The sequence below is a fragment of the Litoreibacter halocynthiae genome (assembly GCF_004365635.1).
GTDB lineage: Bacteria > Pseudomonadota > Alphaproteobacteria > Rhodobacterales > Rhodobacteraceae > Litoreibacter > Litoreibacter halocynthiae.
Map to the genome: position 1 here is coordinate 241,698 of NZ_SOBH01000002.1, position 23,479 is coordinate 265,176.

The window sequence follows — 23,479 nt, forward strand, 5'->3', positions numbered from 1 at the left end:
CTCTACCCCTACTTACGATTTCTGGAACATGGCGAGCATGCGCCGTGTCACGAGGAAGCCGCCGAATATGTTGATGCCGGTCATGAAGACCGCCAACGCCGCCAGCAAGATCACAAGGAACGACCCTGACCCGATCTGCATCAGAGCGCCCAAAATGATGATCGACGAAATTGCGTTGGTCACGGCCATCAGCGGTGTGTGCAGCGAATGCGCCACTCCCCAGATTACTTGGAAGCCTACGAAGACCGCCAATACGAACACGATGAAATGCTGCATGAAGCTAGCCGGAGCCACGAGACCCACACCCAGCAACAGCACCGCACCAACCACCAGCAAAGTGACTTGCGTCTTGGTTTGCTGCTTGAATTCGGCGACCTCTTTGGCGGACTTTTCTTCATGCGTCAGCTCAGGGACCTTCGCCTTCTTAGGTGCCGCCGCAATCGCCGCGATCTTTGGTGGTGGCGGCGGGAAGGTGATTTCGTTGTCGAAGGTCACGGTCGCGCCGCGGATCACGTCGTCTTCCATATTGTGATTGATCACACCGTCTTTTTCCGGCGTAAGATCGAACAACATGTGTCTGATATTGTTGGAATAAAGCGTAGACGCTTGCGCACCCATCCGCGACGGGAAGTCGGTATAGCCGATGATGGTCACACCATTGTCGGTCACGATTTTCTCGTCCATGACTGTCAGTTTGCAGTTGCCACCCTTCTCGGCGGCAAGGTCCACGATGACAGAGCCAGGCTTCATCGCCGCGACCATGTCCTCGGTCCACAGCTCTGGCGCTTCGCGGTTCGGGATCAGCGCGGTGGTGATCACGATATCGACCTCCGGGGCCAACTCGCGGAACTTGGCCAGCTGTGCTTCACGGAACTCCGGCGAGGAGACCGAGGCGTAGCCGCCCGATGTGGAGCCGTCGGCCTGCTCTTCTTCAAAGTCGAGGAATACAAATTCTGCGCCCATCGATTCAACCTGCTCGGCCACTTCCGGCCGCACGTCGAAGGCGTAGGTGATGGCACCCAGTGAGGTCGCGGTACCGATGGCGGCCAAGCCAGCCACACCAGCACCCACAACCAGCACTTTCGCCGGAGGAACTTTACCGGCGGCAGTTACCTGCCCTGTAAAGAAGCGTCCAAAGTTGTTGCCGGCCTCGATCACCGCGCGGTAGCCGGCGATATTTGCCATGGAGGACAGCGCGTCCATTTTCTGAGCGCGCGAGATACGTGGCACCATTTCCATGGCGATGACCCGTGCGCCAGCCTTCTTGGCGGCTTCCATGCCAGCCTCGTTGGCGGCAGGGTTGAAGAACGATATCAGGGTTTGCCCTTCGCGGAGCCGCTTGCTCTCGGTCGCATCAGGCTGGCGCACTTTGACGACGACGTCGGCGGCCTTCCACAATGCGGCGGCGGTCTTTACGACCTCGACGCCCGCGTCTTTGTAGGCTTTGTCGGAAAAGCCTGCCATTGCGCCAGCGCCAGTTTCGATCACGCAAGTGTGGCCAAGTTTCTGGATTTGCAGCGCAGACTCAGGCGTCATGGCGACACGCGCCTCGCCCTCGAAAGTTTCTTTCGGTGCCCCGATTTTCATAGAGGGTCCCCCATCGTATAAGTGAATGTCACGAGCAGATGAGGGTCAATATCGTCGCTTCCGGTGATTCACAAGGCGATCACGCGGTATGCGAAAGTATACTGCGTCGACCTTACGTCATAACGCAAGAATATGTCTCTCTGGACGCGACGCTCTGTCACGCTAGGGTGGCAGGCATTGGATGGGGGAACGCATGGAACTTTCAGGCAAACACGCATTGGTCACAGGCGGTGGCACAGGAATCGGCTTAGCGATTGCACAGGCTTTAGCTGGCGCAGGGGCACAAGTTACAATCTCCGGCCGTCGTATGGAGGTTTTACAAGACGTCGCAACTGACGGGCTACACCCGCTGATGATGGACGTCACAGAACCAAAGCAAGTGGTCGCAGGCGTAGAAGATGCCGTGGCAGCCCGTGGTCCAGTCCAGATATGCGTACCCAACGCAGGCATCGCAGAGGGCCGCAGCATCACTAAGATGGATCTCGATTTCTGGCGTCGCACCATGGCGACCAACCTTGATGGCGCAATGCTGACCATTCAGGCCTGCCTGCCCTCGATGCTAACGACCGATTGGGGCCGCGTCATCGCGGTGTCGTCGATTGCCGGTGTTCGCGGTTTGCGTGGCGCGCCAGCATACACCGCCTCTAAACATGGGTTGATCGGCCTGATCCGTGGCCTGAGCGAGGATTATATGGGTGGCCCCTATACGTTCAACGCGCTGTGTCCCGGATATGTCGACACTGAAATCGTCACCCGCAACACCGCCGAGATAGCCAAACGGGCGGGCCTGAGCAAAGAAGACGCGCTTGGCACCATGGTCCGCTCCAACCGCCACAAGCGGCTGATCAAAGCGGACGAGATCGGGGCTGCAGCGCTTTGGCTTTGCGGCACGGGATCAGCCTCGGTCAACGGGCAGACAATCGAAATTGCAGGCGGACAGGTTTAAGGACACGACAATGGATATCTTCAAGAAAACACGCGCGATGTTTCACCTGCCCGAGGGTATGACCTATCTGGACGGCAACTCCCTTGGTCCCCTGCCCTATGCGGCGCAAGACCGCGTCGACGCGATGATGCGCGACCAATGGGGCGAGATGCTGATCACCGGCTGGAACAAGGCGGGCTGGATGGAGCAGCCCTCCCGCGTGGGCGACCGCGTGGGCAAGCTGATCGGCGCGGAAACGGGCCATGTAGTGCTGGGCGACACCCTGTCGATCAAGGTCTACCAAGCGCTGGCTTCCGCGCTGGAGCTGAACCCCGACCGCAAGGTGATCCTCTCTGATAGCGGCAATTTCCCGACTGATCTGTATATGGCCGAAGGGCTGATCCGGATGCTGGATCGCGGCTTAGAATTGCGCGTCGTCGCACCAGAGGACGTTGAGGCATCCCTTGGTGACGATATCGCGGTGATGATGCTGACGCAGGTCGATTACCGCTCTGGCCGGATGCACGATATGAGCCACCTCACCGAACTGGCCCACAAGGCAGGGGCGATCACGGTTTGGGATTTAGCCCACTCCGCAGGTGCAGTACCAGTGGACCTTGTGGCTGCGAACGCCGATTTCGCGGTCGGATGCACCTACAAATACCTGAACTCTGGCCCCGGCGGCCCCGCTTTCATCTACGTGGCGCCGCGCCATGCAGAGGTCGTGAACCCCGCCCTATCCGGCTGGCTTGGCCACGAATCCCCCTTCGCGTTTGACTTGAACTACAAGCCCGGCGCGGGGATTGAGCGGATGCGCGTCGGCACGCCGCCCGTGATCCAGATCGCGGCGTTGGAGGCCGCCCTCGATATCTGGGAGATGGTCGAAATGGCAGACGTGCGCGCCCGCGCTATCGAGCTGTCGGAGCTGTTCATCAAGGAGGTCGAGGCCCGCTGTCCCGAGTTAACCCTCGCCTCCCCGCGCGACGCGACACAGCGGGGCAGTCAGGTGTCATTCGCACATGAAGAGGGCTACGCGATTATGCAGGCGTTGATCGCCCACGGGGTTATCGGAGACTTCCGCGCGCCGGATATTTTGCGATTTGGCATCACCCCCCTGTATGTGGGCGAGGACGATATCCTGCGCGCCGCGACCACCCTGCAAGAGATCATGGAGGGACAACTTTGGGACCGCGACGCCTACCGAATTCGCTCCCGCGTGACCTGACCCTGCGCCCGTTCGCCAAAGGCGACGGGGCGGCCAGCTTCGACGTGTTTGTCGACGCCGTGCGTAGCGGAGCAAAAGAGCATTACACGGCAGAGCAACGGGCCGCTTGGGCCCCTGTCGACACTATGCCTGCAACTTGGGAAGACCGGCACCTCGCGGCTACGGCATTTGTTGCGGAAAGTGAGCGGCAACTGGAAGGCTTCATGACCCTAACAGCGGAAGGTGTGATCGACATGGCCTTTGTCCGCCCTCGCGCGATGGGAACCGGAATTGCGGCGCAGCTTTACGAGAAAATAGAAGCGGCTGCGTGCGCGTCAGGTATGACGCGCCTCACCACAGAGGCAAGCCATCTGGCCCGACCGTTTTTCTTACGCCGTGAGTGGAACCTTTTGGCCGCTCAATCCGTTCAGAAGCGCGGGCAAACTCTTGAAAACTTCCGCATGGAAAAGCATCTCGGCTCCTCGTAAGGAGTGGTGAACAGTAAAGGCGTATTCTGATGGCTCCGAAGTCGAGAAAAGAAAAAGACAAAGAAGACCGCTCGATTGAGAGCGCCAAGAGCCTTGGTGCGAAGCTGATCTTCGAGGTTGTGCGACGCGAAGGCGATGAGGAGCTGGAACGCCCGATCCGTTCGCTCATCTGGTCGGGTGTTGCGGCGGGCATCATGATCAGCCTGTCCGTGCTGGGCGAGGCCATTTTCCGCACCTACCTTCCAGATACGCCATGGCGCCCCTTGCTTGAAAACCTTGGCTACTCGCTTGGCTTTCTGGTGGTGATCCTTGGCGGGATGCAGTTGTTTACGGAGAACACCATCACGACTGTGCTACCTTTGATGTCGCGCCCCGGATGGCGCATGCTGGGCCGTGTTGCGCGCCTGTGGGCCGTTGTGTTGACAACCAATGTCATCGGAGCCTTTGCCATCGCCATTCTTTACGCGCATACGCCCGCCCTGCCATCAGAACTTATGCCCGCGATGATGGAGCTGTCCCATCACGCAACAGGCATGCCAGCTGGTCAAAGCTTCTTCCGCGCCATTCCGGCTGGTGTGATTGTTGCCGCGATTGTTTGGATGTTGCCCAATTCTGAAGGGTTCGGTTTTTGGGTGATTTTGACATTCACATGGCTGATCGCTGCCGGTGATTTCACCCACGTTGTCGCCGGATCGGTCGAAATGGCACTGCTTATGGTCACCGGCCAGCTCGCGCTTTGGCCCGCGCTATCAGGGTTCTTCATTCCGGTGCTGGCGGGCAATGTCGTTGGTGGTACCGTCATCTTCGCGCTGATCACCTATGGCCAAGTCCGCCACGAGCTGAAGCACTGAAGCGGTTCTACCGTCGCTTGCGGCTGTGATAGGTGAGGGCCGCGTGGATGATGTGGTCGAGCATCTGCGTATCCCCGCCAAGGATCAAACCGCGCTTGCCTGACAGTTCCGGCACGTCACCAAAGATCGCGCGGGCGTCCTCGATGATTGTCGTGCTGCAAGGCACCATCACCGCCGCGCGACCGCCGATCCGGCCCAGTCGTATCGTGGTTCCGGTCTTTGGACGTTCGGTCAGATAGGCAGGCTCCCCCCATTTCAGGGTTTCGGTGAGCGGTCCGACGTCGGGCAAACCTGCCGCAGCATCGAAAATGCGCTGGCGGGCAGATCGCAAAATCGCAGCAGTATCCGACGGCAACGCACAAAAAGCCGTCACAATCTCGATAGGGGTATCATCTTTTTCACTCATCTCAGCCTCCGGCTTGTATGGAGATGATACTAGTCCACATCGGTGTTACAAATCTTGCTATAAACCGCGTGGACGCTCCCCGATAAATAGCGTTTGCTGGGCGCAGCGCGACATAAGGTAATTATATGGACTCCTTCCTCTTTGCATCGACACTCTATCTGCTTGCCGCTTGTGTGGCCGTGCCTTTGGCCGTGCGCCTGGGCTTGGGGTCGGTGTTGGGCTACCTGACTGCGGGCATCATGATTGCCCCGCTGGAAGGATTGGTCGGGTCGGAAACACAAAACCTGCAACACTTTGCCGAGTTTGGCGTGGTCATGATGCTGTTCATCATCGGGCTGGAGCTTGAGCCGCGCGCCCTTTGGGACATGCGACACAGGCTGATCGGGCTTGGCGGCTTGCAAGTCAGTCTAACGACCGGCTTGATCCTCGCCGCCGCAATGGCATTGGGTGTCCCATGGCAGGGGGCCACTGCAATCGGCTTGATATTCGCATTATCTTCGACCGCTATCGTGCTGCAAACACTCAATGAAAAGTCGTTGATGGGAACAAATGGCGGGCGGTCGGCCTTCTCGGTTCTGCTCACACAGGATATTGCCGTCATCCCGATGCTGGCGCTGGTTCCGCTGCTGGTCTGGCCGGGGCTGAGCAATCGCGCCGCCGCGACCGACGCCCATCAGGACACCGACCACGGGGCTGCCAGCGATGTCATGCACATGCTGGAGGGGTTGCCCGGCTGGGGCGTCACCCTGATCACCTTGGCCGCAATCGTCCTGATCATTGTCGGCGGGCATTACATGACGAGGCCGATCTTCCGCTATATCCATCGCGCAAGGCTGCGCGAGATGTATACCGCCGTCTCCCTGCTCTTCGTTGTCGGGGTTGCCGCCTTGATGGTTTTGGTGGGGCTGTCACCCGCCCTTGGCGCTTTCCTTGCCGGAGTGGTGCTGGCCAACAGCGAATTCCGCCACGAACTGGCCGCGGATATCGAGCCGTTCAAAGGCCTGTTGCTGGGCCTGTTCTTCATCACCGTCGGCGCAGGGATCAATTTCGAAACACTCCTGAGCGCGCCATTTGTGATCCTTGGACTGACCCTTGGCATGATGGCAATCAAGGCAAGTGTGCTTTTTGTGCTGGCGATCCTATTCAAGATCAAAGGCCGCGATCGGATGCTATTCACCCTCGGTCTGGCGCAGGCGGGCGAGTTCGGCTTCGTGCTGACCAGTTTCACCGTGCAGCAAAACGTGCTTCCGACAGAAATGTCGGAAACCCTGCTTCTGGTCATTGCCCTGTCGATGCTGCTGACGCCACTGCTGTTCATCGCCTATGACAAGCTCCAGCACCGTTTTCTGGAGCAAAGCGAGGCCGTGCCCCATGACGATATCGACGACCAACAACCGATTATCATCGCCGGTATTGGCCGCTTCGGGCAGGTGGTGAACCGGTTGCTGCAAAGCTCCGGCTTTCAAACCACGGTTCTGGACCACGACCTGCCGCTAATCCAGTTGATGCGGCGGTTCGGCTTCAAAGGCTATTTCGGCGACCCGACACGCCCTGAAATGCTGCACGCCGCCGGACTGGCCGAAGCCAAGGTCTTGGTGGTGGCACTGGACGACCCGAAAGCCGCCGTCAAAATCGTGGCCTTTGCCCGCAAGGAGCGCCCCGATCTGATCATCATCGCCCGCGCCCGTGACCGTGTGCATGTGTTCGAGCTCTACAAAGCAGGCGCGGACAAGATCGTGCGCGAGATGTTCGACAGCTCGCTGCGGGCGGGCCGCTACGTGCTGGAAGGCATGGGCCTGACCGAGCATGACGCCCACGAGCAGGAGGTCGCCTTCTTCCGCATGGACCGTCACGCCATGTCGGACCTTGCCGATCTTTGGGACCCGAATATCCCCGTCAGCGAGAACGAGGCCTATCTGGAGCGCGCCAAAGCCTTGAACCGCGATCTGGAGGTCGAGCTTCTCGCGAAACTGACCAAGCCGCAGGCGGTCGACGCCGCAGAGTAGGCAGAGTAATCAGCCGTCGCTGACACCCGCTTCGGCAAAGGTGGCCATACCGGAATGGCAGGCCACCGCCGCCTTCAACACCCCGATCGCCGCCGCTCCGCCGGAGCCTTCGCCAAGGCGCAGTCCCAGTGACAGCAGCGGCTCTTTTCCAAGTGCGTCGAGCAATTTGCCATGCGCGCCCTCTGCCGACAAATGCCCCGCGACGCAGTGATCCAGCGCACCTGCGCGTGACTTCTCCAACACAGACGCAGCCGCGGTGCAGATAAAGCCATCCAGAATAACCGGAATACCATACGCTCGCGCTGCCGCAATCGCCCCCGCCATCGCCGCCAGCTCGCGCCCGCCCAAACAGCGCAACACCTCCAGCGGCGCGCGCGCGGCATGCAAGGCCAACCCCTCATCCACAACCCGTGCCTTGTTGGCGAGACCTGCATCATCAACGCCCGTGCCTCGCCCGACCCAATCCGCCCCTGCACCGCCAAATAACGCAGCCCCCAAGGCCGCGCCTGCGGTCGTGTTGCCGATGCCCATCTCGCCGGTCACCAAAAGGTCAGCCGATGGGTCCACAGCGTCCCACCCTGTTTGCAAAGCCGCGACGCAGTCTGCTTCGCTCATCGCGGCCTCTTGGGTGAAATCCGCAGTCGGATTGTCCAAATCCAGCGCATGCACATCCATCTTTGCACCGAAGGCTTTGGCCAACTGGTTGATCGCCGCGCCTCCATGCTTGAAATTCGCCACCATCTGAACGGTCACTTCGGGCGGGAACACAGAGACTCCTTGCGCGCAAACTCCGTGGTTGCCAGCAAAAATGACGATCTGCGGGGCCTCCAGCGTGGGACGGTTCGTGCCACGCCAGCCAGCGTACCAGATTGCCAGATCCTCTAGCCGCCCCAATGCGCCAGGTGGCTTGGTCAACTGGCCGTTTCGCGCCTCGGCACCCTCACGCGCCTTGGCATCTGTCTCTGGTGCTTGCGCCAGAATGGCCTCGAAGTCTGATAGGGTGGAAAACTGGGCCATGGGCTGCTCGCAATTGAAATACATGTTGCTTCTGTTTACCCCTGACAGGCACAGACACAAGTAGATGGCGACGTCACCTTATGGACAATTCCGACACGACCCCCGCAAAAGCTGAAGATATCTGGGTGGCCCTTGGCCTGTTGACCCGCTTGCCCCTGCCACAACGGGAGTGGAACGGAACCCGCGGTGCGGCCAAAGCCGCGTGGGCCTATCCCGTGGCGGGGCTGGTTGTCGGCCTGTTGGCATGCGCCCTTGGGGCCGTTCTGACCCGCTTCAGCCTGCCCGCCGGTATGACCGCCGCCGCCATTTTACTGGCGCTCTCGCTTCTCACAGGTGCGATGCATGAAGACGGGCTGGCCGACGCCGCCGACGGGCTGTGGGGCGGCAACACTCCCGAGCGCCGCTTGCACATCATGAAGGACAGCCATATCGGCGCATACGGGGTCATCGCATTGATCACTGGCTTCGCCCTACGCTGGAGCGCGCTCGCAGCACTCCTAACCGCCGGATGGCTGTGGACGCCTGTCCTTGTGGCCGCGATCACCTCGCGCGCCGCGATGGCCTATGTGATGGATGCCCTTCCCAACGCGCGCAGCTCGGGGCTCTCCAGCCTGACCGGTCGCCCCGGAAAGCCCGCAACGCGCATAGCCGCCGGCATCACAGCGGTGGCAGTCTTGCTTGGTTTCGGCTTCTCCGGCTTATGGTTGCTGGCGGTCGCCATCTTGACCCCGTTCCTCTGCGCCACAGTCGCGCGGCACAAAATCGGCGGCCAAACCGGAGACATCCTCGGAGCCACGCAACAAGCCACAGAAATCACGGTCCTCGGCACGATTTGCGTGCTGCTCTTGTAGTTTCCATTTGGTGAAAAATACTCTGGGGGTCTGGGGGCAAAGCCCCCAGCCGGTCGCCACGTGATCCAAGTGGTGAAATAGAAAAAGCCGCGCACCAAATAATTGGCGCACGGCTTTCAAATTCACATCCGCAAAGCTTTAAGCGGCGGTGCGGCTCACCAGCACATCGTCGATTTCCTTCATCGCCGACGGCTCGTCATTGCCTTGCACAACGGCAATCTCGCGGGTCAGACGCTCCAGAGCGGCTTCATACAGCTGACGCTCGGAATAGCTCTGCTCGCGCTGGTCGCCATGACGGTGCAGGTCGCGCACCACTTCGGCAATCGCGATCAGATCGCCGGAATTGATCTTCTGTTCATATTCCTGCGCACGGCGCGACCACATCGCGCGTTTCACACGGGCTTTACCCTTCAGCGTCTTGAACGCCTGCCCGACCAAATCAGGCGAGGACAAAGGGCGCATGCCGACTTCCACTGCTTTATGCGTCGGAACGCGCAGGGTCATCTTGTCCTTCTCGAATGCCACAACAAACAGTTCCAGCTCGATTCCGGCCACTTCCTGCGTCTCGACATTGACGATTTTACCGACCCCATGTGCTGGGTATACGACGAATTCGTTAGGGCTAAAGTCTTGTTTTTTCTTGCTCATATATATCGGCTCCCCTTGGGAAGCCCCTTTCTTACACCGCGAAAAAGACGGGCCTGAGAAGCATCTCAGGTCAATCCAATGTCATGTCTGGTTTGCGACGTGGGTATGTGTCCGGCCACCACGTCAGTCATCCTTAAGGGGAATCATATCACAAAAATGGAACATTCTAAAGCCTTGCCGCGAAAGTGCCGCGCCAAGCCTTTGTTTACAGAGCAATTGCGCCGTGCTCTCCGCAGCGCAAAGGGTCGAATCGACCTCAGCCGCCCTCGCCGGGCTTCTCGGAGAAGTATTTCTCCAGCTTACCTTCCTCACCGTCGCGCTCTTCTGCTTCGGGAAGTTGCTCTTTCTTGGTGATGATAACCGGCCAAAGCTCCGAATACTTGCGGTTGAACTCGACCCATTTCTCCATATCCGGTTCGGTATCCGGACGGATGGCATCCGCGGGGCATTCAGGTTCGCACACACCACAGTCAATGCATTCGTCAGGATGGATCACCAACATGTTCTCGCCCTCGTAGAAACAATCCACGGGGCAAACTTCAACACAATCGGTGTATTTGCAGGCGATGCAGGCGTCGTTGACGATATAGGTCATGGGCGGTGTCCGATTTTTCTTATCGCGTTTGTCCTAGTCCCGACTGAGCGATCATTCAAGACCACGATCCCGTGAAAGGTCCAGACTGCGGCGATCTTTCTTGGTCGGGCGCCCTCCGACACGGTCCGCGCCCGGCCCTTTGGGCTTTTTCTCCTGGTCCGGAGTTTTGTCCAGATAAAGCGCCTGAGCCTCCGGTGCAGGCCCTCGACGCACGCCACAGTCAAGGATTTCGACAACTCTGATCTGGCTGCCTTGCGGAAAGGTCAGGGTATCCCCTGCCCCGACTTTCGATGCGGCTTTATCAACCTTAGTCGCGTTAACCCGCACATGCCCGCCGCTCACCTGCTTGGCCGCCAGCGTGCGCGTCTTGAAAAAACGCGCATGCCAAAGCCACTTGTCGAGGCGGATTTTTGCGCTGCCCCCGGTCAGTCTTTTTTCAGCCCCATAAGGGCTGCTGCAAACGGGTTATCAGGATCAATGGCTTTCTCCTTTTTAGGCGGTCGGGCCTGATAGGTTTGCGCCTTGTTGTCACGACGCGGGCCACCTTTTCCTTTGGGCTTGCCACCAGCCTTGGGCTTACCACGCGCGTCACCTTGCGGACGACCACCGCCTTCACGCGGTTTTCGGGCCCCGAAGCCACCCCATGTAAAGGTGTAGAAAACTTCCATCTCTGGTGCTTCGGTGGATGGAGCCGCAGCTTCCGGCACCTCAATCGGTGCCTCTGCAGGAGGCATTTCCGATGGCGTGGTATCCGGTGCCTCGACAGGTGGCTCGGACGGGGTCTCGTCGGGTTGCTGCACAGGGGTTTCCTGTGGTGGCGTTGCCGGTGTTTCCTCAGGGGTCGCAGACGCCTTCACTTTCGCGCGCTCACCCTTCTCGGCCTTGTAGCCAAGACCACCCATCAGATTTGCGAACTGCTCCAGCGTCATGCCTGTGATCGACAGCATGTCGGCCTTGGCCTCGAACCCGCCGCGGCTGTTCTCGGCGCGTAGCTGGTCCGCAAGGCGTTCCAGCATATCAATGCGGATCGCGCGATCGCCAGCAAGGCGGTAGCCCGCTTGGGTGTAATATCCGTCAGGCGCGTCCTTGACGGCAGGTACGGTGACCAGACCGGGAGGCGGCGATTCAGGGAACTCAGGCAGATCTTTTTGCAGCGACCAGAGAACCAGACGCAGGCGTGTCGGCGCGGGTTTCAGCAGCAACGGCATGAAGATGGTAAACTGACCAAACCGGATGCCATGCTTGCGCAACGCGCCGCGTGCGTCTTGGTCCAGCGCTTTCACGTCATTGGCGACGGACTCGCGGGTCAACACACCCAAGGCTTCCGTCATCTGGAATGCAAAGCCCTTGGCAAGCCCAGTCAACGTCTCGTCATTCGACAAGGCCATCATCGGCTCGAACGCGGCAGAAATCTTGCGGTCGATGAAGTGTTGCAGGCGGCGTTTGACCTTCTCGGCCACATCCGCACCGGCTTCCTCATCCACGAAGGCTTCGACTTCCGGCTTCAAAGCGCTTGCACCTTTAACCAATTTGCCAACGGCCATCTCGCCCCACATCAGGCCACCTTGCTCGGTGAAATCCATCTCGGTGTCGGGCGCGTTGTAGAACTTGTCCGCGCGCAGGTTGAAATGCGGTGTCAGGGCCGCTAGAGCCGCTTGGCGCAACATTTTCGCCTCGTCGGGGCTGGAGGTTTGATCCTGCCGAAACCGGAACCCGTCAAGACGGCCGATCATTTCGCCCTCAACCGTCACTTCACCCTTGTCGTTCACGTCAGCCACGAGGCTCTCCTTCTGCTTCAACCGCCGCAGCAACACAGATGTGCGCCGGTCGACAAATCTTTGCGTCAGCGCCCCGTGAAGGGCATCCGACAGGCGGTCTTCTACAGCACGGGTTTCCCCGCGCCAATCGGTTTCGTCCTGCACCCAGCCTTTGCGCTGCGCCACATAAGTCCAGGTACGGATATAGGCCAGGCGTTTGGACAGTGTATCGATGTCACCATCTGTGCGGTCGATACGGGCAATCTGGCGTTCCATATAGTCGCGCGGCACCTGCCCCTTGTCGTGCAGATAGCCGAAAATCACCTCCAGAAGCGCGGCGTGCTCCCCCTGGCTTATACCGCGAAAATCAGGGATGCGGCAGACGTCCCAGAGCAATTTGACGTCATGCGGCGTGGATACGCGCGCATCGACCTCCGTCACTTCGCGCAGGGATTTCAGTGCAACGACATCGTCGGCATCGCGCGCACGGCTTAGCCAGTCGTCATCCGTGCGCATCTCGAGGCTTTGCAACAAACGACCGATGGAGCCGTATTCAAGCCGGTCATTGCGCCATTGCAACTTCTTGATCGGAGTAAAGCGGGCCGAGGTGACGGCGTCCACCACCTCCACCTCCAAATCCGGTGCCTCACCGGTCACGCCGAAGGTGCCGGGCTGCATATAGCGCCCTGCCCGCCCCGCGATCTGGGCCAGTTCATTGGGCATCAGGCGGCGCATCCTGCGTCCGTCGAATTTCGACAGAGCGGAGAACGCCACGTGGCTCACATCCAGATTAAGCCCCATCCCGATCGCGTCGGTTGCCACAAGGTAGTCCACATCGCCGTTTTGGTACATTTCGACCTGTGCATTGCGTGTGCGCGGGGAAAGCGCGCCCATCACCACAGCACAACCGCCCTTCTGGCGGCGGATCAGCTCTGCAATCGCATACACATTTTCAACAGAAAACCCGACGATTGCGCTGCGGGGCTTCAATCTGCTTATCTTTTTCGAACCTGTGTAGGTTAATTCGCTAAATCGCTCCCGCCGCATGAACTGCGCCTTGGGTTCCAGCGCTGCGATGGCGCTTTTCATCGTGTCGGAGCCCATAAACAGCGTCTCGTGCAACCCGCGCGACCGCAAAAGCCGGTCGGTAAAGACGTGGCCTCGCTCTGGATCGGCACAAAGCTGGATTTCGTCGACCGCCAGAAAATCTGCACCCATACCTTCGGGCATGGCCTCGACGGTGCAGACCCAATAGGCCGCACGATCTGGAACGATGCGTTCCTCACCGGTGATCAACGCCACCACGGACGGGCCACGCAGGGCGACGATCTTGTCATAGACCTCGCGCGCCAAAAGGCGCAGCGGCAGACCGATAATGCCGGTGCGGTGGGCCAGCATCCGTTCTATCGCGTAATGGGTTTTGCCGGTGTTGGTCGGGCCAAGAACCGCCGTGATGCGTGCCTGTTGGCTCATATCTGGCCCTTAGTGTTCGGGGGCCGGAACGCGCCGGCCAGCCGTATTTTCAGACGTCTTGGCCGGAAACCGTTTTCTCCAACCGCTCGATGGCTTCCTTTAAGCCCTCGCGATGGGGATGTATAGCGGCGGCGGCCTTGTAGGCGGCAAGCGCATCCTCTTCCCGCTCAAGCTCCTCAAGAATGCGGCCAAGCCCTTGCAACGCCGCGAAATGGCGCGGGTTCAGTGCCAGCGTGCGCTGGATGTCGGCGATGGACAGGCCGAACTCCTCTGCATTGAAGAACGCGGTGGCGCGGGCATTCCACCCTTCGGCGAAATCCGGCGCATGATCGGTCAAGGCCGTTAGATGCTCTATCGCCTTGGCGAAATCGCCTTTCTCCATGGCGTTGCGTCCACGGCGTAGAAGTAAATCCATCGACGCAGAACCTGAGCGCGACCATTCCCGCCATATCTGCCGCTCGACCTTTTCCCAATCTTCCAGATCAGGTTGGGCAAGTTCGGCATACAGGCCGTCCAGCTTCGACTCTTCCGCCACACTTGGCAGGGCAAAGCACGAAACCGACAGAAATGCCGTAACGAAAATATTGAGGAGTGTGCTTGAAACTTTCATAACGCCTTTAACTCTAGCGGGTGATCTGCAAAAATCAAAAGGCGCAGCCATCCACCACATCACTTTTTCAGGAGACCTCTTCATGAGCGACGTAATTAATCAAGCCGTATCGGCCCTTGCAGGCAAAATGGACGGTGGCTTCGACGGCTCCGTAAAATTCGTGATCGAGGGCGAAGGCTCCATCATGGTTGACGGCGACGGAGTACGCGCAGGCGACGAAGAAGCCGAATGCACGATGACCGCCGATGCGGAAACCTTCGAAGCGATACTTGATGGCGAGATGAACCCGACCGCCGCGTTTATGTCCGGCAAGCTCTCGGTAGACGGCGATATGGGCACCGCAATGAAGCTGGGTTCGGTCCTGTCGTGAGCTTGACCCCTGCCCCTTTTCACGCCGACATTGCGAACGGCCCTGACGGCGGTTGCGCCTATTGGTTGACGACGTCCGACGGTGTTCGCATCCGCATCGGCGTGTGGGGTGGCGGGGATAAAGGCACAGTGCTGCTTTTCCCGGGTCGCACGGAATATATCGAAAAATACGGGCCCGCCGCGAAGGGCTTCATGGAGCGTGGCTTTTCCACGGTCGCCATCGACTGGCGTGGGCAAGGTCTGGCTGACCGCGCGCTGGACAACCGGCTGATCGGCCATGTGGACGCGTTCAACGAATACCAGACCGACATTGCTGCCGTGATGGCGGCGCTGCCAGAGTTGAACCTGCCAGAACCGATGGGCCTGCTCGGCCACTCGATGGGCGGCTGCATTGGCCTGCGCGCGTTGATCGAAGGTTTGCCCGTGGACGCGGCCGTGTTCACCGGCCCAATGTGGGGTATCGCCCTTGATCCGGTGCGCCGTAGCGCCGGATGGGCATTGTCGACCCTGACCCGTCAGACCAAGTTTGAAAAGCTTATGGCCCCCGGCACGACCGGGCAGTCTTACGTTTTGGTGCAACCGTTCGAAGACAACCTGCTCACTCGCGATGCGGCGATGTATGAAGGCATGCGCCAGCAGCTGGAGGCGTATCCTGAATTGGCGTTAGGTGGCCCGTCATTTGCGTGGCTCAACGAAGCGCTGAAAGAATGCCGCGCTTTGTCTCTAAGCCCGACCCCGAACGTGCCAACGATCACCTTCCTTGGCACCAATGAACGGATCGTCGACGCCAAGGCGATCCACGACCGCATGGCCCGTTGGCATAACGGTGAGTTGCGTATGGTCGATGGAGCGGAGCATGAGGTGATCATGGACCTGCCTGACGTACAGGCCGAGGTTTATGACGCCACGGTCGAGCTGTTCTTGGGCGCGCTAGAGGACGCCTAAGCGTCCACCAAAACCCCGTTTTCCAAACGCACCATGCGGTCCATCCGGCCCGCAAGCTCAAGGTTATGCGTGGCGATCAAGGCCGACAAGCCAGTGCTGCGCGCCAAAGCCATAAGCGCATCAAACACTTGATCCGAGGTTTTCGGATCAAGGTTGCCCGTCGGCTCGTCCGCCAGCAGCAAACCCGGTTTGTTGGCCAGCGCACGGCAGAAGGCCACGCGTTGTTGCTCCCCGCCCGACAATTCACCGGGACGGTGGGATGCACGTTCCGCAACGCCGACCTTGCCCAGCAAATCCATCCCATGCGCTTCGGCGTCGCGTTTGGACACGCCCGCCGCCAGTTGCGGCAGCACGATATTCTCCAGCGCGGTGAACTCCGGCAGCAGATGGTGGAACTGGTAGATGAACCCGATCTTGGAGCGTCGCGCGGCAGTGCGCGCGCGGTCACTTTTGCCGCTCAGGTCATCCCCTGCGATCACCACACGACCGGAATCAGGCGTGTCCAGCAACCCAGCAATATGCAGCAGCGTCGACTTGCCAGCCCCGGAGGGTGCCACCATAGCAACCACCTCGCCCGGTGCGACCTCCAGTTGAACACCACGCAGCACGGCAATCTCGTTTGGTTTACCCTTGTTGTAAACCTTCTCGACCCCGTCGATCAGCAAAGCCGCATTACTCATAGCGCAAAGCCTCCACAGGGTTCATACGGGCCGCACGGCGGGCCGGAAAGATGGTGACCACAAAGCTGAGGAACAGCGACAGTGAGATTGCCGACAGCACGTCGCCCCATTCCAGCCGCGCCGGTAGTTTGGAAATCAGACGGATCGAAGGATCCCACACACCGCCCCCCGCGACCCAATTCACGACGCCGAAAATCTGGTCGATATAGATGGCGAACAGGCAGCCAAGGATCATGCCGAGAATGGTTCCGATCACGCCGATTGATGCACCGCAGATGAAGAACACCCGCAACACCGAGCCTTCTGACAGCCCCATGGTGCGCAGGATACCAATGTCGCGTCCCTTGTTCTTCACCAGCATGATCAAGCCCGACACGATGTTCATCGACGCGATCAAGACCAGCACCGAAAGGATCAGGAACATCACGTTGTCCTCCATCTCAAGCGCGTTCAAGAACGCGCCGGAGCTGTCTTGCCATGTCCAGAGCAGCGCCCCCTCGCCCGCAGCCGAGAGCAACGCACGCTCATGTTTTCCGACGTTTTCGGGGTCATCGAGGATCACCTCGATCTCGTCCGCCACGCCTTCGCGATTGAAATATTCTTGCGCCTTGTCGAAGGGCATATAGACCCGCGTGCGATCGATGTCGTAGCGGCCCACTTGGAAAATGTAGACCACCTCAAACGCCACAATGCGAGGTGAGGTGCCAAAGGCAGTTTTAGTGCCGTTGGGCGAAATCAGTTTGACCTTGTCGCCGACGGACACACCCAGACTGCGGGCGACCCCCCAGCCAATCGCGATGGTCATGCCGTTATTGGCCACGCCAAACTGTGCAATATCACCCAGCTTTTGTTCAGGCTCTGCCACACGACGCACACCAAACAGATCATCGGCACGGATTCCGTAAACCTCGGCTGCGGCATTGCCACCTGATGTCGCGGCCGCCATGACCTGCCCCTTCACCAGTGGCGCGGCACTCACCACACCATCGGCCTTGGCCATCTTGGCTGTCAGCCCGTCATAGTCCTGAATAACGCGGGCATAGGTCCCCGTCTCGCTGGTCTGACCCGACGAGTACACCGTGACATGGGCATTCGCGCCCAAAATCGTGTCGACAAATTCATACCGGAAGCCCGAACGCACAGCCAAAGTGATAATCAATGCGGCCACGGCCAGCGTGATGCCGACCAAGCTGATCCACGTCATCACTGAAACGCCGCCTTCGGCACGTTTGGCGCGCAGGTAGCGCCACGCGATCATCCATTCGAATCCCGCAAACGGGGGGGTAGAGGTGGGGCTGTTGCTGCTCAACGGCGCTCTCCGGCTTTGAGTTTTGCCGCCACGTTTGCGCTGATCGCGATAGAGGGTCAAGCCTTGAGAGGCGACATGTTGCCGAAGCCTAGGCACACTGAACAGAACCGCTCTCGAAGCTGCCCTGCGGTCAATTTGCCCGAAAACCAACCACATTTTGGCGAAATTCACCGCCGCACGACCGGATTTATCGTGGAATTTCAGCAGAATCGACTAAACTCACTGGTGAGAGACGATAGAAAAACTCGACCGCAGACACGCGCTGAGGCCTTCAAACTAGAAGCCAGAAGTCTCTCGCCAAGGCGCAAAGCTAACAAAGAGCGGTCGCAATGGGAGACAGTATTATGTCAACTAAATTGGTAATTGGCCTGGATGGGCACAGCTCTGGGGAGCGCGCGCTAGAGTTCGCGAAGACCCTGGCAGGCCAGATTGATGCCTGCGAGTTGCTCGTGGTCTATGTTATTGAATGGTCGCCTTATTCCTTCCAAACCGCCGAAGAAAACGCCCAGCGTCACAAGCGCCGCGAAGAGGAAATCTCGACTGCCCAAGATCGCGTCGTGACCCCTGCGGTCAAATCACTGACCGATAGCGGACTGACAGCCACCGGACGCGTGCGTCACGGCAACGTCGCCGACACTTTGAACGACATCGCCAAAGAGGCCGGTGCCACGCAGATTATCGTCGGTCGCTCCACTGAATCAGGCCTGTCCAAGCGCATCTTTGGCAGCTCAACCGCGAACCTCGTGATGGAGGCCAGCGTGCCCGTCACGGTCGTCAATTAAGGGGGCTGACATGAAACGATTTACCCAAGCCGCGGCCTCTGCCGCATTGCTGGCAGTCACTGCCGGCCCCGCTTTGGCGCAGGAGGCCGCAAGCCTCGACGCCCGTGTAAACGCTGCTTTTGCAGCCGCAACGGGCCCCTTCGTCAACTTCATCTTCGCGCCACTTCCCGGTACGGCGTTTCCATGGATCGTGTTGTGGCTAGTCGTCGCGGCATCCATCTTCACCATCTATTTCGGCTTCGTCCAGTTCCGCTTCTTCAGCCATGCGATCAGTCTGGTGAAAGGGGATTACTCCGACCCGAATGACGCAGGCGAGGTGAGCCACTTCCAAGCTCTGGCAACTGCCCTTTCAGGCACCGTGGGACTTGGGAACATCGCAGGTGTTGCCGTGGCCGTTGGTATCGGCGGGCCGGGGGCTACGTTCTGGATGATCCTTGCGGGTCTTCTGGGCATGGCGTCCAAGTTCACCGAATGTACGTTAGGCGTGAAATACCGCAACGAATACCCCGACGGCACCGTCTCGGGTGGTCCGATGTACTACATTTCAAAGGGCTTTACCGAACTGGGTCTGCCGGGCGGTAAAATCCTAGCGGTGCTGTTCTCGGTCTTCTGTATCCTTGGTGCGTTGGGTGGCGGGAACATGTTCCAAGCCAATCAGGCACATGCTCAAATCTCGGGCATCGTGGGCGACTACCCTGGCTGGATCACAGGTGTGATCTTTGCAGCCGTGGTGTTTGTGGTGATCGTGGGTGGCGTGAAATCCATCGCGGCAGTGACCGAGAAAGTGGTTCCCTTCATGGGCATCCTCTATGTCGGCGCGGCACTGGTAATCCTGATCGTCAACTACGACAAAATCGGTTGGGCCTTCGGCCAAATCTTCGCAGGGGCCTTCACCGGTCTGGGCGTGGCAGGCGGCTTTGTCGGGGCGCTGATACAGGGGTTCAAACGGGCCGCCTTCTCGAACGAGGCGGGCGTTGGCTCTGCGGCGATTGCCCACTCTGCGGTGAAAACCAAAGAACCGATCACCGAAGGCTTCGTGTCCTTGCTGGAGCCGCTGATCGACACCGTCGTCATCTGTACCATGACCGCTTTGGTCATCGTGATCTCGCAACAGCTGATCGTCGATCCGGCAACGGGCAACTATATGCTCAACGAAGCGGGCAGTGCGATTGCAACCGTAGACGGCAACAGCGGCGTGGCATTGACCTCGGCGGCATTCGGGTCAGCTATCAGCTGGTTCCCGTATGTGCTGGCGATTGCCGTGGTCTTGTTCGCCTTCTCGACCATGATCTCGTGGAGCTACTACGGACTGAAAGCATGGACCTACCTGTTCGGCGAGGGCAAAACCTCCGAGCTGGTGTTCAAGCTGATCTTCTGCGTGTTCATCGTGATCGGTGCGGCGGCCTCGCTTGGACCGGTTATCGACTTCTCCGACGCGGCGATCTTCGCCATGGCGGTGGTCAACATCTTCTGCCTCTACTTCCTGATGAAGCTGGTCCGCAAGGAGCTCGCCTCCTACAGCGCCCGTCTGAAATCGGGCGAGATCAAGAAGTTCGTCCACTAAGCAGCCGTCATAAATCTGAACAGGGGCGCCTCAGGGCGCCCCTTTTTTGTTGGATCAGACGTCAACGACCTGCATTGGAAGCGCAATGCCGAATAACAACCCGCCGATATTCTAGGCCGTAAGCCATAACGGCACGGCATTATGCCAGCGCCGTGGTTATCCCACAGCTAATCGAGAGTTTCATATGGCTCGATCAGTGATTATCGTAAATCGCCGCCACTTTCTTCACCGCTTCTTCCGGAGACAGCTCCTCGCTTTCGCCGGTGCGGCGGGAGGTCAGTTCGACCACGCCGTTTTTCAGCCCACGCGGGCCGACGGTGATGCGCCATGGCAGGCCGATCAGGTCCATGGTGGCGAACTTGCCCCCTGCCCGTTCGTCGCGGTCGTCATAGAGCGGCTCAAGGCCCAGAGCGGTCAGTGCCTTGTACAGCGACTCGCACGCCGCATCCGCCTCATCATCGCCCTGCTTGAGGTTGACAATTCCGACATGGAACGGTGTGACGCCCTCCGGCCAGATGATGCCCTTGTCGTCATGGCTGGCCTCGATAATCGCGCCCAGAAGGCGGGAAACGCCGATGCCGTGCGACCCCATGTGAACCGGCACGGGCTTGCCGTCCGGCCCCTGAACGGTGGCTTTCATCGCCTCGGAATACTTGGTGCCGAAGTAGAATATCTGGCCAACTTCGATGCCACGGGCGGTCTTGCGGCGCGCTTCGGGAATGGCATTGAATAGCGCCTCGTCATGGGTCTCGTCTGTGCGGGCATATTTCGTGGTGAATTCTTCCATCACGCCAGCGCATTGCTCGACATTGTCATAGTCGATCTCGCGGTCGCCGAAAGTCAGATCGGTTACGGCGCTGTCATAGAACACCTCGGACTCGCCCGTGTCTGCCAGCACGAGGAATTCATGAGTGTCGTCGCCGCCAATCGGGCCGCTATCCGCACGCATCGGGATTGCTTGCAGCCCCATGCGCTCGTAGGTGCGCAGGTAGCTCACCAGATGGCGGTTATAGGCATGCATCGCGTCTTCTTTGGTCAGATCGAAGTTATATCCGTCCTTCATGTAAAACTCACGGCCCCGCATGACACCGAACCGTGGCCGCACCTCGTCGCGGAATTTCCACTGGATCTGATACATGGTCAGCGGCAGGTCTTTGTAGCTGCCGACATGTGCGCGGAAGATGTCGGTAATCAATTCTTCGGCCGTGGGCGTGAACAGCATATCGCGGTCGTGGCGATCCTTGATGCGCAGCATCTCTTCGCCGTAATCGTCGTACCGTCCGCTTTCACGCCACAGATCCGCTGATTGGATCGTCGGCATCAGCATCGGCAGATGCCCCGCCCGCGCCTGCTCTTCATGAACGATATTTTCAATCTTTTTCAGGACCTTGTAACCCAAAGGCAGCCACGAATAGATACCGGCGGAGGACTGCTTTATCATACCCGCACGCAGCATATAGCGGTGCGACACGATCTGCGCTTCCGAGGGGGTTTCTTTCAGGACGGGCAGGAAATAGCGGGACATGCGCATGGGTACTGGGTCTCTCTCATGAGTGGTTACCCACGAGTTACGCCAATGCCCGCCCCTTGCCAAGTTGGGGCGCGCGGTTTTTCAATATTTGTGGATGGTACGCGCGATTAGGAAACCAACGTCTCCGCGTCCAGCGACGACGCAAGCGAGGCGAACCGCGCCTGCGCCACTTCCCCGAACAAGGCTTTGGTATCGGGGTGCAACTTCAGTTTCAGCAATCGCTTCTTCGGGTGCCACTTCAGCTGCCCCATCAATTCGGGCCGTTGCACCGAGAACATCGCCCCGAACCGCATGGCCTTGCCCAACACTTCCGCGTCACGCAATTCGCGTTCGGACAACAGGTCGAACAACTCTTGAAAATGGGTGCCGGAGCGAGAGTTTTTATATCGGTGCAGCAAGGCGGTCCCGAGGAAAATGCGCCCCGGATGGTCCAGCCCGCCCAGATTTGCACGGGTTGCGTTGTCGAAACACACCTCGGCACGGTAGTCGGGATGCGCGCGCCAGCTGACGTCATGCAGTAAGCAAGCCGCCTTCACCAGTCGGATGCGTTCGGGGGACGCTTTATCAAAGAGCGGCTCGATAAACCGGTACAGAAACTTCCCGAACCCCGGAATGCGCGCGTTCATAGCCTCGTCATAGCGACAGGCCTCGATCAACGGGTCACGGCGCTTCAACTCGAACGGCATTTGTTCGTAAAGCAGCCCCTCGCGGATACCATAGCTGGAGACCGCGACGGATTTGGGTTTAAACCTCTGGATCAAGGACTTAAGAACCTGTGACGCGATTGGCACAAGCCGCATACGCGCCTCGGAATTGCCGGTCATCGACCGCAACTCGTCGACGGAATACTTGTTGATCCATTTGACAGTTTGCAGGATGGATTTGGCAGTCATCCGGTATTCATGCAGCACTTTCAGCGGGTAGCCGCGACGCTCCATATCCAACCGCGCAATCGCCCGCCACGAACCACCGACAAGGAACAAGGTCTCGTAATCGCCATCAATCTGCACCCGAAGATCATCAAGCGTCTCGTCGATCAACACCTTGCGGGCCTTTGCTCCACCCTTCATGCTCATCAGCTTCAACGGGCCGATTTGCGAAGATACACGGCGCCCGACAACCCCGTCGCCAAGCTCCGCCAGCTCCATGGAAGAGCCGCCGATATCGCACATCAACCCGCGTGCTTCGGGCCAGCCCAGAAACACCCCTTGCGCCGACAAACGTGCCTCTTCGACACCTTCGGCAACCCACAGGCTCAATCCGGTTTCACGAGCGACTTCGGCACGAAACTCAGCACCATCCGACGCGTCGCGAACGGCTGCGGTGGCAACACAGGTCATCGGTGACACGCCCATGCCCTTTGCCAACAATGCAAAGCGCCTTAACGCCGCCAGCGCGCGGTCGCGGCCTTCGGGGTTCAAGTGCCCGGTCTCGGACAAACCGGCACCCAATCCCGCCATGACTTTCTCGTTGAAGAAATATGCAGGGCTGCGCGCAGCCCCGTCAAACACCACCATCCGCACCGAGTTGGAGCCCACGTCGATGGCTCCCACCCGCTTCAGCGCCTTGGATTTTGGGTCGTTGAACAGGGGGCGCCCAAAGGGGCCGTCTTCGTCGTGATATCCGTCCAAAGCTCGTCTCGCTGCCGGTTCTTGCGTTCGCCGCGACAATGGCGGCTGGCAGGGCGCGGCGTCAATGCGAAAGGGGCGATAAAGGAACCAAGAAGAGGAATGCGCGACGAAAGCAGCACGCGTTAGAGGCGCGGATGCTCATTTGGGAATTATTTCCCACTAATCGCGGATTTTTACTCATCCCGTTCCATTTTGCCCATTTGACAGCAGGTCATTTAGGCAGATATCCCGCACGGGATTAATTGGAGAG

At 59.3% G+C, this 23,479-nt stretch carries 22 protein-coding genes; 10 read left to right on the plus strand and 12 right to left on the minus strand.

Annotation, left to right across the window (positions count from 1 at the left end; all coding sequences use genetic code 11):
• Positions 1-12: 12 nt before the first annotated feature.
• Positions 13-1,587: a Re/Si-specific NAD(P)(+) transhydrogenase subunit alpha gene (locus BDE40_RS08395; RefSeq protein ID WP_134014140.1), complete on the minus strand. Its 1,575-nt coding sequence runs from the start codon at positions 1,585-1,587 to the stop codon at positions 13-15.
• 193 nt (positions 1,588-1,780) lie between these two features.
• On the opposite strand from BDE40_RS08395, the gene BDE40_RS08400 reads away from it, so the two are divergent.
• The 4 genes from BDE40_RS08400 to BDE40_RS08415 are packed head-to-tail and all read left to right on the plus strand — an operon-like array spanning position 1,781 to position 5,055.
• The gene (locus BDE40_RS08400; protein WP_134014141.1) at positions 1,781-2,533 is read left to right on the plus strand and encodes an SDR family NAD(P)-dependent oxidoreductase; all 753 of its coding nucleotides are present in this window, start codon (positions 1,781-1,783) and stop codon (positions 2,531-2,533) included.
• 10 nt (positions 2,534-2,543) lie between these two features.
• Complete coding sequence (kynU, locus tag BDE40_RS08405; protein WP_134014142.1) at positions 2,544-3,737, plus strand: kynureninase; 1,194 nt, start codon at positions 2,544-2,546, stop codon at positions 3,735-3,737.
• Positions 3,695-4,204 carry a GNAT family N-acetyltransferase gene (locus tag BDE40_RS08410; RefSeq protein ID WP_134014143.1) on the plus strand — a complete coding sequence of 170 codons (510 nt, stop codon included), beginning with the start codon at positions 3,695-3,697 and terminating at the stop codon, positions 4,202-4,204. The genes kynU and BDE40_RS08410 overlap by 43 nt, the downstream gene beginning before the upstream one ends.
• Before the next feature lie 29 nt (positions 4,205-4,233).
• A complete protein-coding gene (locus BDE40_RS08415; protein WP_134014144.1) occupies positions 4,234-5,055 on the plus strand; it encodes a formate/nitrite transporter family protein in 822 nt (273 codons plus the stop codon).
• A gap of 7 nt (positions 5,056-5,062) precedes the next feature.
• Here BDE40_RS08415 and BDE40_RS08420 read toward each other — a convergent pair whose 3' ends face one another.
• Positions 5,063-5,461, minus strand: a complete 399-nt coding sequence (locus BDE40_RS08420) for a DUF1801 domain-containing protein (protein ID WP_134014145.1) — start codon at positions 5,459-5,461, stop codon at positions 5,063-5,065.
• Between the two features lie 125 nt (positions 5,462-5,586).
• Here BDE40_RS08420 and BDE40_RS08425 point away from each other — a divergent pair, with 125 nt between their 5' ends.
• The gene (locus tag BDE40_RS08425) at positions 5,587-7,467 is read left to right on the plus strand and encodes a cation:proton antiporter domain-containing protein (RefSeq protein WP_134014146.1); all 1,881 of its coding nucleotides are present in this window, start codon (positions 5,587-5,589) and stop codon (positions 7,465-7,467) included.
• A gap of 9 nt (positions 7,468-7,476) precedes the next feature.
• Here BDE40_RS08425 and cobT read toward each other — a convergent pair whose 3' ends face one another.
• Entirely contained in the window at positions 7,477-8,484 is a 1,008-nt protein-coding gene (cobT, locus tag BDE40_RS08430; RefSeq protein WP_134014147.1) for a nicotinate-nucleotide--dimethylbenzimidazole phosphoribosyltransferase, read from the minus strand.
• A gap of 80 nt (positions 8,485-8,564) precedes the next feature.
• On the opposite strand from cobT, the gene cobS reads away from it, so the two are divergent.
• Positions 8,565-9,335, plus strand: a complete 771-nt coding sequence (gene cobS, locus BDE40_RS08435) for an adenosylcobinamide-GDP ribazoletransferase (protein WP_134014148.1) — start codon at positions 8,565-8,567, stop codon at positions 9,333-9,335.
• A 138-nt stretch (positions 9,336-9,473) separates the two neighbouring features.
• Here cobS and BDE40_RS08440 read toward each other — a convergent pair whose 3' ends face one another.
• The 5 genes from BDE40_RS08440 to BDE40_RS08460 all read right to left on the minus strand — a co-directional run bounded on the left by BDE40_RS08440 (position 9,474) and on the right by BDE40_RS08460 (position 14,418).
• Entirely contained in the window at positions 9,474-9,983 is a 510-nt protein-coding gene (locus BDE40_RS08440; RefSeq protein ID WP_073140125.1) for a CarD family transcriptional regulator, read from the minus strand.
• Between the two features lie 256 nt (positions 9,984-10,239).
• Positions 10,240-10,578, minus strand: coding sequence for a ferredoxin FdxA (gene fdxA, locus BDE40_RS08445; RefSeq protein ID WP_073140128.1), 339 nt, complete (start codon positions 10,576-10,578; stop codon positions 10,240-10,242).
• A 51-nt stretch (positions 10,579-10,629) separates the two neighbouring features.
• A complete protein-coding gene (locus BDE40_RS08450) occupies positions 10,630-11,007 on the minus strand; it encodes an RNA-binding S4 domain-containing protein (RefSeq protein ID WP_134014149.1) in 378 nt (125 codons plus the stop codon).
• Entirely contained in the window at positions 11,004-13,808 is a 2,805-nt protein-coding gene (locus tag BDE40_RS08455; RefSeq protein WP_134014150.1) for a helicase-related protein, read from the minus strand. Before BDE40_RS08455 ends, BDE40_RS08450 begins: the two co-directional genes overlap by 4 nt.
• 49 nt (positions 13,809-13,857) lie before the next feature.
• Positions 13,858-14,418 carry a tetratricopeptide repeat protein gene (locus BDE40_RS08460; protein ID WP_134014151.1) on the minus strand — a complete coding sequence of 187 codons (561 nt, stop codon included), beginning with the start codon at positions 14,416-14,418 and terminating at the stop codon, positions 13,858-13,860.
• Between the two features lie 82 nt (positions 14,419-14,500).
• Between BDE40_RS08460 and BDE40_RS08465 the strand changes: the two genes are divergently transcribed.
• Entirely contained in the window at positions 14,501-14,788 is a 288-nt protein-coding gene (locus BDE40_RS08465) for an SCP2 sterol-binding domain-containing protein (RefSeq protein ID WP_134014152.1), read from the plus strand.
• Entirely contained in the window at positions 14,785-15,732 is a 948-nt protein-coding gene (locus BDE40_RS08470; protein WP_134014153.1) for an alpha/beta hydrolase, read from the plus strand. Before BDE40_RS08465 ends, BDE40_RS08470 begins: the two co-directional genes overlap by 4 nt.
• On the opposite strand, the gene BDE40_RS08475 is transcribed toward BDE40_RS08470, so the two are convergent.
• The gene (locus BDE40_RS08475; RefSeq protein ID WP_134014154.1) at positions 15,729-16,412 is read right to left on the minus strand and encodes an ABC transporter ATP-binding protein; all 684 of its coding nucleotides are present in this window, start codon (positions 16,410-16,412) and stop codon (positions 15,729-15,731) included. The genes BDE40_RS08470 and BDE40_RS08475 overlap by 4 nt on opposite strands.
• Positions 16,405-17,670, minus strand: coding sequence for a lipoprotein-releasing ABC transporter permease subunit (locus BDE40_RS08480; RefSeq protein WP_134014155.1), 1,266 nt, complete (start codon positions 17,668-17,670; stop codon positions 16,405-16,407). The genes BDE40_RS08475 and BDE40_RS08480 overlap by 8 nt, the downstream gene beginning before the upstream one ends.
• Positions 17,671-18,065: 395 nt before the next feature.
• Here BDE40_RS08480 and BDE40_RS08485 point away from each other — a divergent pair, with 395 nt between their 5' ends.
• Both BDE40_RS08485 and BDE40_RS08490 read left to right on the plus strand, forming a co-directional pair.
• Positions 18,066-18,503, plus strand: coding sequence for a universal stress protein (locus BDE40_RS08485; RefSeq protein WP_134014156.1), 438 nt, complete (start codon positions 18,066-18,068; stop codon positions 18,501-18,503).
• Between the two features lie 10 nt (positions 18,504-18,513).
• A complete protein-coding gene (locus BDE40_RS08490; RefSeq protein ID WP_134014157.1) occupies positions 18,514-20,067 on the plus strand; it encodes an alanine/glycine:cation symporter family protein in 1,554 nt (517 codons plus the stop codon).
• Between the two features lie 193 nt (positions 20,068-20,260).
• Here the strand turns inward: BDE40_RS08490 and proS are convergent, their stop codons facing one another.
• Together proS and BDE40_RS08500 are read right to left on the minus strand one after the other, a co-directional pair.
• A complete protein-coding gene (proS, locus tag BDE40_RS08495; RefSeq protein ID WP_134014158.1) occupies positions 20,261-21,598 on the minus strand; it encodes a proline--tRNA ligase in 1,338 nt (445 codons plus the stop codon).
• A 107-nt stretch (positions 21,599-21,705) separates the two neighbouring features.
• Positions 21,706-23,229, minus strand: coding sequence for a Ppx/GppA family phosphatase (locus tag BDE40_RS08500; protein WP_134014159.1), 1,524 nt, complete (start codon positions 23,227-23,229; stop codon positions 21,706-21,708).
• Between the last annotated feature and the right edge of the window lie 250 nt (positions 23,230-23,479).

Excerpts from the sequence above, each read along its gene's own strand:
- BDE40_RS08490 (WP_134014157.1), top strand. The coding sequence starts at position 18,514 with ATGAAACGATTTACCCAAGCCGCGGCCTCTGCCGCATTGCTGGCAGTC.
- BDE40_RS08395 (WP_134014140.1), bottom strand. The coding sequence starts at position 1,587 with ATGAAAATCGGGGCACCGAAAGAAACTTTCGAGGGCGAGGCGCGTGTC.
- BDE40_RS08480 (WP_134014155.1), bottom strand. The coding sequence starts at position 17,670 with ATGATCGCGTGGCGCTACCTGCGCGCCAAACGTGCCGAAGGCGGCGTT.
- BDE40_RS08415 (WP_134014144.1), top strand. The coding sequence starts at position 4,234 with ATGGCTCCGAAGTCGAGAAAAGAAAAAGACAAAGAAGACCGCTCGATT.
- BDE40_RS08460 (WP_134014151.1), bottom strand. The coding sequence starts at position 14,418 with ATGAAAGTTTCAAGCACACTCCTCAATATTTTCGTTACGGCATTTCTG.
- fdxA (WP_073140128.1), bottom strand. The coding sequence starts at position 10,578 with ATGACCTATATCGTCAACGACGCCTGCATCGCCTGCAAATACACCGAT.
- BDE40_RS08485 (WP_134014156.1), top strand. The coding sequence starts at position 18,066 with ATGTCAACTAAATTGGTAATTGGCCTGGATGGGCACAGCTCTGGGGAG.
- BDE40_RS08475 (WP_134014154.1), bottom strand. The coding sequence starts at position 16,412 with ATGAGTAATGCGGCTTTGCTGATCGACGGGGTCGAGAAGGTTTACAAC.
- cobS (WP_134014148.1), top strand. The coding sequence starts at position 8,565 with ATGGACAATTCCGACACGACCCCCGCAAAAGCTGAAGATATCTGGGTG.
- BDE40_RS08465 (WP_134014152.1), top strand. The coding sequence starts at position 14,501 with ATGAGCGACGTAATTAATCAAGCCGTATCGGCCCTTGCAGGCAAAATG.
- BDE40_RS08420 (WP_134014145.1), bottom strand. The coding sequence starts at position 5,461 with ATGAGTGAAAAAGATGATACCCCTATCGAGATTGTGACGGCTTTTTGT.
- kynU (WP_134014142.1), top strand. The coding sequence starts at position 2,544 with ATGGATATCTTCAAGAAAACACGCGCGATGTTTCACCTGCCCGAGGGT.
- proS (WP_134014158.1), bottom strand. The coding sequence starts at position 21,598 with ATGCGCATGTCCCGCTATTTCCTGCCCGTCCTGAAAGAAACCCCCTCG.
- cobT (WP_134014147.1), bottom strand. The coding sequence starts at position 8,484 with ATGGCCCAGTTTTCCACCCTATCAGACTTCGAGGCCATTCTGGCGCAA.
- BDE40_RS08425 (WP_134014146.1), top strand. The coding sequence starts at position 5,587 with ATGGACTCCTTCCTCTTTGCATCGACACTCTATCTGCTTGCCGCTTGT.
- BDE40_RS08455 (WP_134014150.1), bottom strand. The coding sequence starts at position 13,808 with ATGAGCCAACAGGCACGCATCACGGCGGTTCTTGGCCCGACCAACACC.
- BDE40_RS08440 (WP_073140125.1), bottom strand. The coding sequence starts at position 9,983 with ATGAGCAAGAAAAAACAAGACTTTAGCCCTAACGAATTCGTCGTATAC.
- BDE40_RS08400 (WP_134014141.1), top strand. The coding sequence starts at position 1,781 with ATGGAACTTTCAGGCAAACACGCATTGGTCACAGGCGGTGGCACAGGA.